We start from the raw sequence: 14,390 nt of genomic DNA, 5'->3' as shown, positions 1-14,390 counted from the left end.
GTGAAATTTCATGATCCGCCCCTGTCCTTTGCCGGGTTATTTTGTGAAAACTCACTATATCCCGTATTCCTCCGCGACGCGCTGTTTCCAGATTCTCACCCTCGATAGTCCCGCCTCGCGCATAATCTCCTCTGTCAATCGATGGGCCTGGGCTACTTCCCGAGGTTTATGCGCATCCGAACCAACGCTTACCGGCGTTCCCTGTGCGGCGCAGGCTTTTGCCAGCCTTCGCACCAGGCTGGGATACGTCAGCACATCGTACCCATTGATCTCCAATGCCACATCACAACGTGCTGCCTCCGCCGCCAATCGTTCCAGTTCCTCGTCAAAATTGGGTGGTAGATGAGGATTACCAACTCGCATCCGCACCGGATGGCTCACAAGGCTGAAATAGCCGCTGTTCACCGCATCTCGCAGCAAGCCGAAATAGCGCCTCCACAGATCTTGACCAGCTTCCTGGCCCATATTACGATGCCTCTCGAATAAGAGGCCATCGATCTCGTGTACAGAGCCGATTAGAAAATCCCAATCGCAATCACCTATGGCTGCCTGAATTTCCTCGTTCTTGCCGGGAATAAAATCCACCTCCATGCCCAGGCGTACATCAAAATTCGCCAGCCGGCCAGCCGTCCATACCTCCTTGATATAATCAGCAAAAGAAAGCATCACTCCTTCTTGCGGCAGGTGTTCAAGAAGAGAACGAATCTCCTGCATCTGAAAATCATGCTCTGAAAGCCCCAGTATTCGCAGCCCCTTTTCGCGCGCGGACTCCACCATTTGCAAGGCAGAACTGCGCGAAACATGGCTATGAAAATCTGTATCGATGGTCATAATAAGCCAGAACTCCTTTTGCCCCCGAATGGAGAATGATAGAGTGAAAGAATATTACATCCGCCCGGCCTGAACCGTACCCAAAAACCCGGCCAGATAATATATACTATATACCAGTTCTTCTCAAGCGTCGAATAACAGGTGATCACCCAGAAGCGAGCCAGGTGACTTCTGGGTGATCACCTGCCGAATAACACAAAGGGATTGTGAAGGTATGGCCGCATCTACTACAGAGCATATCGTGATTATTGGGGGTGGGGCAACCGCTGCGTTGAGTGCCGTCCGGCTGGCGGAGCGCGGCTTTCGCGTCACCGTCCTGGAAAAAGCCCATATCGGCAATGGCTCTTCCAGCCGTTCGTCGGCGGGTATCCGGGCGCAGTTCAGTACGGAAGAGACCGTTGTTGGCATGCGCTACAGCCAGTGGTGGTACAGCCACTTCCATGACATCTTACATAGTTCTTTCGAGGTGCGCGAGCAGCCCGTAATCCATCAGAACGGCTACCTCTTCCTCTACGAATCTCCCGACGCCATTCCAGCATGGCAACTGCGCAGGCGCCGCGAAGTTGCTCACATCTGGCAGCACGCGCAGGCAACCGCCGCCATGCAGCAACGCCTGGGACTCCCGGTTGAATTGCTAACTCCGCAACAGGTGCAGGAACGCTGGCCGCACCTGTTGCCTGATCGCTTAATCGGCGCATCCTGGTGTCCAACCGACGGCTTTCTCAACCCCCATATGATCTATAACGAAGGGTTCAGGCGCGCGCAGGAACTGGGCGTGCGAGTAGAGCAGCAGATCGAGGTGCTTGGCGCCGTACTTCATGAGAATCGCATCACATCGCTGATAACAAACAAGGGGACGTTCGAAGCGGATTGGTTCGTCAACGCTACCAATGCCTGGGCTGCCCGTGTGAGTCCTCGCATTGGCGGCATGCCGTTACCGGTTGCTCCTACTAAGCGGTATCAATATTTCCTCAAACCGGCGCAGCCCATCATGAGTGCTGAGCAGTGGCAGCGCCTGCCCATGACGATCTATGGTCTGGGCAGCTACCGCGGCGCGCACTCGCGGCCAGATCACGATCTACTGATGATGATGTGGGCGCACGAGACAGAGCCGGAACCACAGTTCACTGACGCCGACCAGGACCGCGTTGACCCGCCCTTCCGTTCCGATAACGGGATCGATAACTATGGCTACGCTATCCTCGAGCAAGTCGAGCAATTCTCGCCGCAGCTTGCCAATGCAGGCGGTCTGATCGCTACAACCGGCGGCTTCTATGGCGTCACACCCGATGCCAACCCTCTCATTGGCCGCGACACGCAGCAGGAAAATCTCATCCATGCCGTCGGTTTCTCAGGCCATGGGCTGATGCACGCTCCCATCACAGCATTCCTGATCGAAGCCATCCTCGCCGGAGATGTAAAAAACGGCCACGTCCGACTGCCTGCCCCATTTGATCAGGCCAGCATAGACTTGCATACATTTGCTCCTGGCCGCACGTTTGATAGCTCGCACCGGGAAACGTTCGTCCTTTAAGGCCGGATGGGCTATATTGCTTTACTCTTTTACAACAGATATAGCAAACCCATCCGTAAAATTATCATCCATAGCGAGGTCGAGCGAAACCAGGCGCGGATCGCTGGCAATACGCTGGTTATACTCGAAGACTCCTACCGAACCTTCATCCATAGGGTCTCCAAATCCCCTGCCGCCGCGAATGCAATTATCCGCTACAATGATGCTGCCCGGGCGTGTCAGGCGCAGCGCCCATTCCAGGTACTGTGGATATGGCTGCTTATCGGCATCAATGAAAACGAGGTCGAACGGTGCTTCACTTTCCATCTGCGGCAGCAAATCAAGCGCTTTACCGACTCGTACCTCCGTCCGATCGCTCAAACCGGCCCTGGCAAAGGAATTGCGCACCACCTCAGCATGCGTAGGATTGATTTCAAGCGTGATAAAGCGGCCACCGGCAGGCAAGGCACGCGCCAACCAGATACCACTATAGCCGCCCAGCGCCCCAATCTCCAGGATTTTACGCGCCTGGCAGGCCGCTGCCAGCAATTGCAGGAATTTGCCCTGTACCGGCGAGATCTGAATCTCTGGTAACCCCGCCTGTTTAGCTGAAGCAAGAGCATTGCGCAGCGCTTCGTCCTCATGCGCAAAAATACGCTCGATATGGTCCTGTATCCGTTGACGGACCTCTTCATCCCGTCGTAAAGTCGCCAGTTCGTCATTCATATCCGGCATATGATCATAAACCTCATATCTCTAGTTGTTCATCGATGGATATAATGAATCTTCACAAAATACCCCGGCATCAGGCCGGTTATTAATTTTACCATCTAAAACCGGTCATCCGAGTGGTCCTGGCCATGGCATTCTGAGCGCAGCGAAGAATCTGTGGTCGGACGCAGATTCTTCGCTGCGCTCAGAATGCCATGGCCACAGGGTACTTCCCGATTTTGCTGGTAAAAATTCATCATCGGCCCTCAAGACTGTGCCGTAGAGGCCGATTGATCGCGCCCACCGCCGATTCATCGGCCCTCAAGACTGTGCCGTAGAGGCCGATTCATCGGCCCCTGGAATTGCCTGGCTATTCTGTTCAATCCCATTCTAAATATGTTACTTCGCCACCGCCACATGTTCAACATTGGAGCGGGCAAGTGTCTGTTCAAGCATCTCCAGGTCGATTGCAGCATAACAATCAATGAAGATCTCCCGCGCCTCGGCCAGCATCGCAAGGGCCTTCTGCCTCTTGCGTTCCAATAATGTCAGGCTAAAAGAGTACAGCGTGCGCGCATATTCCAGCCGAAATTCGTGTTCGCGGAATATCCGCAACGCCTCCTCAAAATGCCTGTTCGCCCCCTCGCCTTGCCCCTGTGCCATCAGAATACGTCCAATCAAGCGATGTGTCCGCGCCAGTTCACGCGTGATCTGGTGTTGGCATACCTCCTCAAGCGTTCGCAGCGCCCTTTGCCTTGCCGTCTCCAGGTCATTGAACAAGAAAGACACCAGCGCCATCACACGTTGTCCCTCCACTATCACCTCAACCTGCAAACCCTCCAGCGCCAGTGCCCTCTGTAAAGCTGCCCTCGCTCTCAAAAGCAGGCCACGACAAACGGGATGCTCCAGTAGCGCGTGTTCTCCTGGATCGACCAATTGCAAGTTGCAGATCGTAATTGCCTGCGTCACCCGCAGCTCTGCCAGCGCAATCAGCGCATAGGCAATAATGTTGTCGTTCTTAATTGATCGCCCAAGTGATAGGGCGCGTCGAATGTGTTCCAGTGCCCCGCGCAGGTTGCCCTGGTCTTTCAGGGCTTGCGCGAACTCCACGCAGCACCAGCTCAGCTCCCGCCGGTCGTTGATACGTTCCGCCACCTCCAGGCTGCGCTTGAAATATGCCTCCGCTCCTAATAAATCGCCGCAACGCGCCAGCACATCGGCAAGATTTCCGGTGGCAAACGCAATATTTGGCAGGTCCCCCATACGCTCCGCCAGCTCAAGCGAGCGTTGAAAATAGGCGCGCGCAACCGAATTTTCCGCCTTCATCGTATAAGCGGCCCCCAGGTTGCCGCATACCTGCGCCATCGCCATCACCAGATCATGCCGTTCAAAAATCGTCAGCGCGATATTCAGATGCTTGAGCGCCTCCCCATTATTGCCCGCCATTGCCTCTGTGATGCCAAGCATCTCGTGCGCGCGTCCTAATTCCAGTGGATTCCCGATCACCGACCGTTCCGTGCGCGTCTCCAGTTCGGCATGCGCAGCGTCTATCTGCCTGTTGCGATACTCGTTATACCTGTCCTGGTTTTCGTTGACCTGCTCCAGAATCTCCAGCGCCACCCGCAGGTATCGACGCGCCTCATCATAGTTTCCTAAAATGCGCGCAATATTTGCGTGTTGCAGTTGAATACAGGCCCAGGCAGCGCCAGATGTCACTCCGGCCTCGCGTAGAACCTGCTCGCCATGCGTAAAGCATTGTTGCGCGTGCGCGTATTCACCCGTCGAAAACCACGCGCGCCCTATCTCGCGCCAGATCATCGCCTGCCTTTGCGCCTCCTGCTGCCGCAACGTTTGCAGTTCCTGCGTCTCTCTATTCTTTGCTACCTCTACAAACTGCTGGTTGCGCAACTCAAGCACCCGTTTATAAAGTATCCGCACCTCCTCAAAATTTCCTTGCACCATAGTGCATTCGGCCACACGCTCCAGCAGGGACGCCAGGTGCAACCGGTTCTGCTCAATTGCCGACACTTCCGGTGCGCTGCCCTCCGTAATCGCCTCGATTGCCTCGCGGTAATAATACTGGGCCTCAGAGAAAGCGGAAAGAGCATAGGCACGATTGCCTGCAATCTCAGCATAATGGGCTATTTGCACCGGATCGCTGCCACCCTTGCGCAGGTGCTGGGTAATCGTAGCCGCTACCTCGGTCTCGCGCCCATGATGCAGGTGCAAGAGTGCATTAGCGGCCCTGCGGTGCAATTGGGCGCGCCTGGCCGCCGAGAGCCGCTCATACAGATGGCTCACAATCAAGGGATGCCAGAAGTGATAGGTAATACGCACCCCCGTTCCCTCCTCCGTCAATAACCCCGCGCGCAGCGCCTCTTCAAGCAAGTCGAGAATCGTATCCTCGCTTGTGCCCTGATCGTTTGCCATGAAAAGCAACTGACTAAATTCAAAAGAACCGCCCAGTACCGCCGCTTTACCTAAAAGCGCCTGGCAGTCGCTGCTGAGCCTGCTCAGACGACGGTCGAGAACAGCAGCAATTGTTTCTGGTAGCGTCGTCTTTGCTAAAGCCTGTGTATCTTCAGTATCCGTCCCCGAGTAGCGTGCCAGCTCTTCAGCAAAGAACGGATTGCCACCCGCTTGCGTCTGAATACTCTGTACGATATCCAGCGGAAGATAGGCCACCAGCGAACCAATCTGGCTCTGCGTGAGTGGTTTTACACACAAGGTCTCGACGACCTTCTCACGTCGCAAATCGTTAATCAGCGTGCGTAAATTAGAGGACGGCATCACCTCCGCATCGCGACATGTGCCCACAATCAGAATCCGCTGGTCCTCAAGATGACGAGCAAGGTAGGCCAGTAATTCGAGACTGCTATCATCAGTCCAGTGTAAGTCATCCAGCACCAGAAGAACAGGATTGGTTCTGCTCAATATACTCAGCACAGCCAGTGTCGCCTCCCATAAATGGAGCCGCTCTTGTTCGGGCGGCAGCGGCATCGATGTTCTCTGCTGCACAAAAGCATCTCGTGGAGAAAGTTCGGGTAACAGGACACTGAGCCTTTCGAGCCGATTGTAGGGGAAATCAAGCTGCTGTGTAGCCAGAGCGTTCCTCGGAAGCGCCTGCTCAACATAAGGCGAGACAGCCTGACCTCCCTGTAAAGAGGTGAGAAAATCTCGCGCCGAATCCTGTAATAGCGTTCGTAGCAGTTCGGTCCACGGACGATAGGAAATAGTCCCCTCTTGCTCAAAAGCCCTGCTCCACGCGACCGACCAGCCACGTGTCACCGCCTCCTGGCTCAATTCCTCCGCCAGCCGCGTCTTGCCGATACCAGATTCGCCCATCAACAGCAGGAAATGACTCCTACCCTCGTTGCCTCTCGCGGGCGCCGCCGGTCCTTCTTTCACTACCGGCCCATCTTCAATTTCAAACATCAGCTCCCGCATGGTAGCAAGTTCTTTTTCTCGCCCAACCAGAGGACTTTGATTGTGGCGTCCTGGTAGCCTGCTGCTTCCCTGAAACGAGGAAATCTCGTTGGGAAGGCGTGGTACATAATGCGCGCCGCCGTGCGAAGCACCCGCGTCGTTTGGGAAATAGTGCATGAATTGATATTTGACGCTTTTCTGTACTTGCACTTGAGGAATCTGGGCCGTACCCTGCCGCAGCGCCTCATACAGTTCGCGTGTTTCGGGCATTGGCTCATTGTCGTAATCGCGCCGCAGGATACCCGCCAGCTGCTGGTACACCTGTAGCGCCTCCCCGCGCCGGTCGAGCTGCGTAAGCACCGTCATCAAGCGCCGTACCGCCGTTTCATGCGTCGGGTCTGTAGAGAGAAGGCGCTCAAGCGGTTCAATCGCGCTGGCAAGAGCTCCTCGCGCTGCCCGCAAATCTGCCAGGTTGAGCAACAGGCCCATCCAACCCCTGCGCAGCGATTCCCGGCGCGCGGTCGTCCACGGCGAATAGAGTTCCTCGAGCAGGTAATCTCCAGCATACAATGCCGCCGCCCCCTCGAGTAGCTTTTCAACCTCCGGAGGATCGGAACTGACATTTGCCTTATTGAGCAACGTTTCGAAAGCCTCGGCATCCACCCATATGTGACTGGCATCCGCGAGTATCAACACATCTCGTTCCAGCCTGAGCAACTCCGATGCCGCCGGGCGCGCGATTTCAGGTTCAAGAATCTGACGCAGTTCATGCACGGCCCCATTTAAGCGATTCGCCGCCGTCTCAGTATCAAGGTCAGGCCACAGCGCCTCCATCACCTGCTCTCTTCCTAACCTCCGCATTGGACTGCCAAGCAAACAACCCAACAGCGCGCGAGCGCGGCGTCGCTGCCACTTACGATTGGCAACTGCCTGCCAGCCATCTCCACTCCTGCGTTCAACCCGAAATTGACCAAGTAGATACACGCGCAAATGTGTGGGAACGCCTGTATCCTCTTCTGCACGTCTTCCGGGCGTTTTTTGCGCAGGAAGCGATAAACCCTTGAACACCGCATTGCTGGCCGCCGTGGAAAAAGCCTGCAACCCGCTCTGATTGGCATCTGTACTCTTGTAAGGCACTGCCTCTGTTTGCCTTGCTTGAGACGATGATTGCTGATCCCCTACTATTTGGGAAATCTCGATGTCCGCGGGTGGATGTATACCGATATATTTGCTGATCGTGCGACCATTTTCACTCCAGTATGCATACCAGTAAGGCCCATGTCCCGGGCCGTCCTTACATTTATGACACCGCTGTTTCCCACAACGCGTAAATTGCTGTCGGTAGGTGATTTTGCTATTCATGAGTCTTTTCCCTCTCCCCCAGAGAAGGCTGTAGAGGTACAGGCGAAAACGTATCTCACCTGTGCCGCAGTAGACTGCCCTACAAATTACATGACTCTTATATAAGACAAAACAATTATAACCTATGGCAGCGTTTTAAACAATCTTTTCGCTACCTGTTTTCAAAAAAACTTGACGTTTCCCACATTTTTCATTATACTCAATACATGAATACTTATTCGATGAGTATCGGGCGCAGCTATTGTTGGCAGATAAGATCGCGCTTCATCGTCACAATCACGCTCGATGGGGAACCACCTGGTGCAGCAGGATTCATCGATTCGCAAGTAGGGACAGTGCCTTATGCCTGTCCTCTTTTTTTTAGCGCGGGATTGGTGAAGGCATTTAATTTTCTACCCGGATGCACTCCGCCGCCCGCCGCGCGCTGTTAGCCACCAGAGGATTGGAGTCATATTGGAGCTGTGTGAGGGCATTTTGCGCCGCTGGATCATTCAGCTTGCTGAGAATGTTTGCGATCCTACATCTTCGTTCGGTATCACCGTCACTTGCCCACCTCAGAGCCACAGGAAGCAAGTGTTCTGCAATTTTCTCATCGTTTAGTGCCGGCAACTCGTTAAAGAGAGAGATCAGCAGATCGCGCGTCTCCTCGTTTCCTTGCGTGAAAAGAGGAGCCAGAGGATAGAACACTTCGTTATCAGGAAAATCTTCCCACGAGTACGCGGGATATGGAAAGCGATAAGGCCAGAAGCAGTCGAAAATCATCTTCAGATACGCGTGCAACTCATGCAGTTGTTCATCGCTACCATTGGCCGGAACGCGAGTTGCTGCTGTAACCAGCGTCACAAAGATCTCTTGCGGTTGTGAAATCAGGCTTGCCTGTATAAACATCCGCAGCCAGCCCGCCGCCTCTGTACGTAGCGAAGCCGTGGGTGAATGTAACACGTGCAGAGTAAGCATATCAACGACCCGCTTGCGCTGGACAAGCTGTTTTTGCGCGGGCAACTTGAAGATACGCACCTGCAACGTATTCACCAGCTTCGACAATTGTGCAGGTGTCGTCGCTTCATCAAGCTGTATCAACAGTTCAGAAATTGTTCTCGAATGAGCATGGATCATTGGACGCAGCGCATTGCGCAGCGCGCTTTGTGCGCCATGCAACAGACGACCTGAATATCCTGGTAACAAGAGATTTGATGATCGGGCATCGCCCATATGCTCTATCCTCCAAACAGAAGTGTTGCCCCTCAATCCTTCTGAATCATTTCAGCAGATTACCTGGTAACATCCGTTACGAATATTGTACGCATACAGCTGAACTTTGTCAAGGAACCGTCCCTCACAAATTGTCTCAAATTCCTCACTATGTTCTCAGTTGCTTCTGTTTATTAAACGGTTACGGGTACCACAATTGTTTCAGGCTCTCCATTCTTTGGGCTTCACCGGCTGGCAAACTGCCCGATGAACAGGGTAGGGGCGATTGATCGTGCCCACCGCCGATTGATCGGCCTCGCGCCTCGATTCTACAATCATTTGGTAAACCCCATCATCTGGCCCCTACCATCTTTAGCTTTTGCGCCCCTTAAGAAAGATGAAATCGTTTGTAAAACTCACCAGTCGCCCATCCTGGTCCTCTTGTACCTCAAAATAACTACGAATATGCTCGCTGCTTCCCAGGATGTATCTTGCTAATCTTTCTTTCTCACCGGCAACCATTTGCGAACGAGTAGTCCAATCATCATACATATGGGCTTTGCGGAAAAACTCCGTATGTTCGATGCGTAAACCTGCCTCTCGAAAGAACGCCTGCCATTCCTCCACCGTGCAAGATCGCCCGTGCGAGGGATCACGCCATTTCTCGACCGTATTGTCAAACACATCAAGTTCCGCTTCGGATGGTGCCATACAGTCGATCAGCAGGAAAATGCCTCCTCGTTTTAAAACGCGCGCCACCTCCCGCACAAATTGTTCCACATTCGGAAAGTGATGCGGCGCGATGCGGCAGGTCACACGATCAAAGCTTTCGTCTTCAAATGGCAGCGCCTCAGCGTCTGCCACCTGGAAGACCGCGTTCGTCACGCCCTGACTCAGCAAAAACTCACGCGCCTTTTCGAGCATACGGGGCGTCAAATCGGTCACCGTCACCTGTGCCACATGCGGCGCAACAGCCAGTGCCGTATGCCCACCTCCTGTAGCAATATCCAGCGCCCGCTGGCCCTTTTGCCATTCTCCCAATTCAACCAGCCGCTTCAAATCATCGCCAGCACGGTGCGAAAAGCTGGCAACGTAGCCCTCAGCCGTGCGCGAAAAATAATCCTGTACCTGTGCTTTCTGCTGCTCGCTATCTGAATGAGGGATATGTGTCATATTGTGTATTTGAATTCCTTTCTGTGTTATCTTGCTACCATTATATACCATGCTCAACCAGACCCCTGACCTTTGTCTGTCCTTCTCACTGCTTTTGTTACAAACGCGACAAAGATATAACGGGAAAACCATGAGATGCCGCTGGTTTTCCCGCTCTGGAGAGCTTTTTTGGCGCGGATGATGGTATATCCCCTACCATCACATGCCTCAACTGTGTTAAGATAACAACTGTCATAACCGGTCACAAGTCATTCACAGAAAATATTCGAAGACACATGCTCAAACTCGAAGGCTCCGTCGAAAGCATCGTCTTCCGCAATGAAGACAACCATTACACCGTCGCGCGTTTCCGGCCTGCCGATAGCGGTCGCCTCTTTCGCGATGATCTTACTACTATTGTCGGCACGCTTCCCGGCGTCCATGTCGGCGAACTCCTTTCCGTCGAGGGAGAATGGGAAAAAGACCCCAAATATGGTCGCCAGTTGCGTGTCATCAGTTTCACCCAGCGCCTGCCCGCCTCCGTCGAAGGCATCACGCGCTACCTCAGTTCCGGCCTGATCAAAGGTATCGGACCGAAGAAGGCACAGAAGATCGTCGAACGTTTTGGCGAGCAAACGCTGGCCATCATCGAACAGCAGCCGGAGCGTTTGACCGAAGTCAAGGGCATTAGCGGCAAAGATCGCGACCAGATTATCAATGCCTGGCGAGAACAGAGCGAGATTAAAGAACTGCACCTCTTTCTGCAATCCCATGATGTATCGATGAACCTGGCGACGCGCATCTATAAGCAGTACGGCCAGGAATCGATTAAAGTCATTCGCGAGAATCCCTATCAACTGGCGCAAGATGTAATGGGCATCGGCTTTCGCACCGCCGACGAAATTGCCGTAAAGCTCGGCCTGCCGCGCGATAGCGTCCCTCGCCTTGCTACCGGACTCTCATACGTACTTGCCCAGGCCGCCAACGAGGACGGTCACTGCTTCTTGCCCGAAAACGAATTGATGCGCCGCGCCTGTGACATCTTGCAGGCCCCCTATGATATGTTGCCACCCGCCCTCGAGCAACTCCGCGGCCAGCGCGATATCTTCATCGAACCTCCCCTACCTGTCGCCACGCAACCTATTGCGACCTCGTCCCCCATCGAAATCCAACCAGTCGCATCCCCACCCCAATCGATTGTCTCCACCGTAGGGGCCGATTTATCGCGCCCAGCGCCGATTGATCGGCCCTCGCCCGCTGACAATGATGCGCCACCCATCGATTGGCCTGAACTCGAACAACAGCAACCACAAAACCGTATCTACTTCGGCCCATTCTGGCATGCCGAAAGTGGCTCGGCGCGGCTCCTGCAAAGGCTGCTGCATACACACAGCAACCTCCCGCCCGTCAGCCAGCAGTATTGGGAAGCCGTCTTCAACTTCCTCGCGCAAAATCGCAACATGGTGCTGACCGAAAAGCAGCGCGAGGCGGTACAGATGGCCTACAACAAGAAAGTCAGTATCCTCACCGGCGGACCCGGCACCGGGAAATCCACATCTATTCGCGCTCTGCTCATGGTCTTGCGCAAGCGTAAAGTCGATGTCGCCCTGGCAGCTCCCACCGGGCGTGCCGCCAAACGACTCACCGAGGCTACCGGCGCGGTCGGCTTCCAGGCGAAGACCCTGCACCGCCTGCTCGAATATGCCCCACATGACAATAGCTACCAGCGCAACGAGGAAAATCCGCTGCCCTACCAGTTCGTCATCGTCGATGAAGTCTCCATGGTCGATATCCTGCTCTTCTATCACCTGCTCAAGGCGCTGCCTCCCACTGCGCACCTGATGCTGGTAGGCGATGCCGATCAACTGCCCTCCGTTGGCCCGGGCAACGTACTGCGCGACCTCTTGCGCAGCGAAGCGATACCGACCATACGCTTAACGGACCTTTTTCGCCAGGCCCAGCGAAGCCAGATCGTCGTCAATGCCCACCGCATCAATGCCGGGCAGGTACCATCCTTAAAAAGAGAGCCGCAGAGCGATTTCTTCTTCATACCCGAAGAAGACCCCATCCGCGCTCAGCACCTTGTGCTTGACTTCGTGCAGCGCCGCATTCCCACTCACTATCACCTCAATCCCATGTCCGATATTCAGGTGCTTTCACCCATGTATCGCGGACCGCTTGGCGTCACCAGCCTGAATGAAGAATTGCAGGCGCACCTGAATCCCAAAGCCCCGGTCGAACTGGAATGGGGTGGCCGCGTCCTGCGTCTCGGCGACAAAGTCATGCAGGTGCGCAATAACTACGACAAGGGTGTCTTTAACGGCGACGTCGGCTGGATTCGCAGCATCGACAAGGAAAATTCAACCATCAAAGTGGAGTTCCTGGAAGAGGCCGGGCCCATGATGGTCGAATACGAATTTCACGAACTTGACGAATTGCTGCTCGCCTATGCCGTCACCGTCCACAAGAGCCAGGGCAGCGAATATCCGGCCATTGTACTCCCGCTGGTCAACCAGCACTACATGCTCCTTCAACGCAACCTGCTCTATACCGCCATCACCCGCGCTAAACGCCTCTGTGTCATCGTCGGCCAGCCGCGCGCATTAGAGGTAGCCGTCAAGAATAACCGCGTGGCCCAACGCAACACAGCCCTGGCCGAGCGTTTGATGCAGACCAGAAATGCGCCCGCGCTATGGGAGGAATAGCATGGTAGACAACCCGCACTTGAGGATTCTTATAGTCGCTACCGAGGCCGTCCCATTTGCCAAGGAAGGCGGCGTGGCCGATGTGATAGGCAGCCTGCCAAAAGAATTGGCGGAACTCGGCCACGATGTACGTATTTTTTTGCCTCGCTATGGCAGCATCGATCCCAATCATTGGAATCTCAAACCCACAGGCATCGTGCGCACGCTTTACATGGCCGGATATAACCGCGTCTTCTCTATCTTGGAGACAAAACTACCGGATTCCCCTGTCATCGTCTACCTGCTCGATAATTGGGAGTATTTTGGCCAGCACCGCCGCATCTATCTCGGCCTGGATCAGCGTGACGAGCAGCGTCGCTTTCTCCTATTCTGTCGCGGCCTGCTCGAAGCGCTTCCCCCTCTCGGCTTTGTCCCCGATATCATCCACCTCAACGACTGGCAAACCGCCCCTTGCGCCGCTTACCTGCGCGCTTCTTATCGCTACCTCTTGCGTTCCGGCGCAACCCGCATTGTCTATACCATCCATAATCTGCAATATCAAGGGCGCTGGGATGCCTCCATCCTCGATGAAGCCGGTCTGGATCGCGCGAGCGTGTTCTTGCCGGATGGCCTGGAATTCTGGGGCGATGTAAACTGGATGAAAGCCGGCATAGTCTATGCCGATGTCGTGACCACCGTGTCACATCGCTATGCCGCCGAAATCCAGACGCTCGACCATGGTTGGGGACTCGACGAAGTCCTTTTTCAGCGCCATCCCCGCATCTCCGGCATCCCCAACGGCCTCGATTGGCGCGCCTGGAATCCTGCGACCGACAGCGATATTGCTGTCCAATATACTGAACTGGAAGCCCCATCTGCCAAAGTCCGCAATCGTACAGTGCTGCGGCAAGAATTCGGTCTGCCAGATGACCCACAATTGCCCTTGATAGGCATCGTCAGTCGCCTGGTAGATCAGAAAGGCTTTGATCTCATCGCTGATGTTGCTGCTGAACTAAGGAATATGCCCCTGCAGCTTGTTGTGCTTGGCACCGGCCATCCGCGTTACGAGCGCTTATTTGGCGAACTTGCGGCCAGCACCGCCAATATTCGTGCGCGTATCGGCTTCGATGCCCCCCTGTCCCACCGCATTTACGCCGGCTCCGACTTCTTCCTCATGCCGAGCGCCTTCGAACCCGGCGGTCTGGGCCAGCTCATCGCCCTGCGCTATGGCACACTACCTATTGTCCACGCAACCGGCGGTTTAGCCGACACAGTTACCGACCTCAATGCTCATCCCCACACCGGAAACGGTATAAGCTTCACACCCTATACTTCATCCGCATTGCTCGATGCCTTGCGCCGCGCCTTGCAGCTCTACACGCAACGCGACCTCTGGCCGAATCTCATCAAACGCGCAATGGCCTACGATTCACGCTGGTCATCCAGCGCCAGGGCCTATAGCGATCTCTACCGGCGCGTCCTGCGTCTCCCTCCCATGTGAAACGAAACGATCCCCTCGT

Annotated in this window: 8 protein-coding genes; 3 read left to right on the top strand and 5 right to left on the bottom strand. The window is 54.8% G+C overall.

Annotated elements, in window-relative coordinates:
• Window positions 1-54: 54 nt before the first annotated feature.
• Window positions 55-831 (bottom strand): PHP domain-containing protein, encoded by a 777-nt coding sequence (locus tag VFA09_20295; GenBank protein ID HZU69625.1) that lies wholly within the window; start codon window positions 829-831, stop codon window positions 55-57.
• Window positions 832-1,045: 214 nt separating this feature from the next.
• On the opposite strand from VFA09_20295, the gene VFA09_20290 reads away from it, so the two are divergent.
• Window positions 1,046-2,365, top strand: coding sequence for an FAD-binding oxidoreductase (locus VFA09_20290; protein ID HZU69624.1), 1,320 nt, complete (start codon window positions 1,046-1,048; stop codon window positions 2,363-2,365).
• 21 nt (window positions 2,366-2,386) lie between these two features.
• On the opposite strand, the gene VFA09_20285 is transcribed toward VFA09_20290, so the two are convergent.
• The 4 genes from VFA09_20285 to VFA09_20270 all read right to left on the bottom strand — a co-directional run bounded on the left by VFA09_20285 (window position 2,387) and on the right by VFA09_20270 (window position 10,207).
• Window positions 2,387-3,079, bottom strand: a complete 693-nt coding sequence (locus VFA09_20285; protein HZU69623.1) for an O-methyltransferase — start codon at window positions 3,077-3,079, stop codon at window positions 2,387-2,389.
• 375 nt (window positions 3,080-3,454) lie between these two features.
• A complete protein-coding gene (locus VFA09_20280) occupies window positions 3,455-7,843 on the bottom strand; it encodes a tetratricopeptide repeat protein (GenBank protein HZU69622.1) in 4,389 nt (1,462 codons plus the stop codon).
• Window positions 7,844-8,227: 384 nt separating this feature from the next.
• Complete coding sequence (locus VFA09_20275; protein HZU69621.1) at window positions 8,228-9,055, bottom strand: hypothetical protein; 828 nt, start codon at window positions 9,053-9,055, stop codon at window positions 8,228-8,230.
• A gap of 351 nt (window positions 9,056-9,406) precedes the next feature.
• Window positions 9,407-10,207, bottom strand: a complete 801-nt coding sequence (locus tag VFA09_20270; GenBank protein ID HZU69620.1) for a methyltransferase domain-containing protein — start codon at window positions 10,205-10,207, stop codon at window positions 9,407-9,409.
• Window positions 10,208-10,482: 275 nt separating this feature from the next.
• Between VFA09_20270 and VFA09_20265 the strand changes: the two genes are divergently transcribed.
• Both VFA09_20265 and VFA09_20260 read left to right on the top strand, forming a co-directional pair.
• A complete protein-coding gene (locus VFA09_20265) occupies window positions 10,483-12,891 on the top strand; it encodes an AAA family ATPase (GenBank protein ID HZU69619.1) in 2,409 nt (802 codons plus the stop codon).
• Window position 12,892: 1 nt separating this feature from the next.
• Window positions 12,893-14,371, top strand: a complete 1,479-nt coding sequence (locus VFA09_20260; protein HZU69618.1) for a glycogen/starch synthase — start codon at window positions 12,893-12,895, stop codon at window positions 14,369-14,371.
• Window positions 14,372-14,390 lie beyond the last annotated feature (19 nt).

The organism is Ktedonobacteraceae bacterium (assembly GCA_035653615.1).
In the GTDB taxonomy this organism is placed as follows: Bacteria; Chloroflexota; Ktedonobacteria; order Ktedonobacterales; family Ktedonobacteraceae; genus DASRBN01.
The sequence above is the reverse complement of the archived record's forward strand: the minus strand, read 5'-3'. Positions and strand labels throughout refer to the sequence as shown.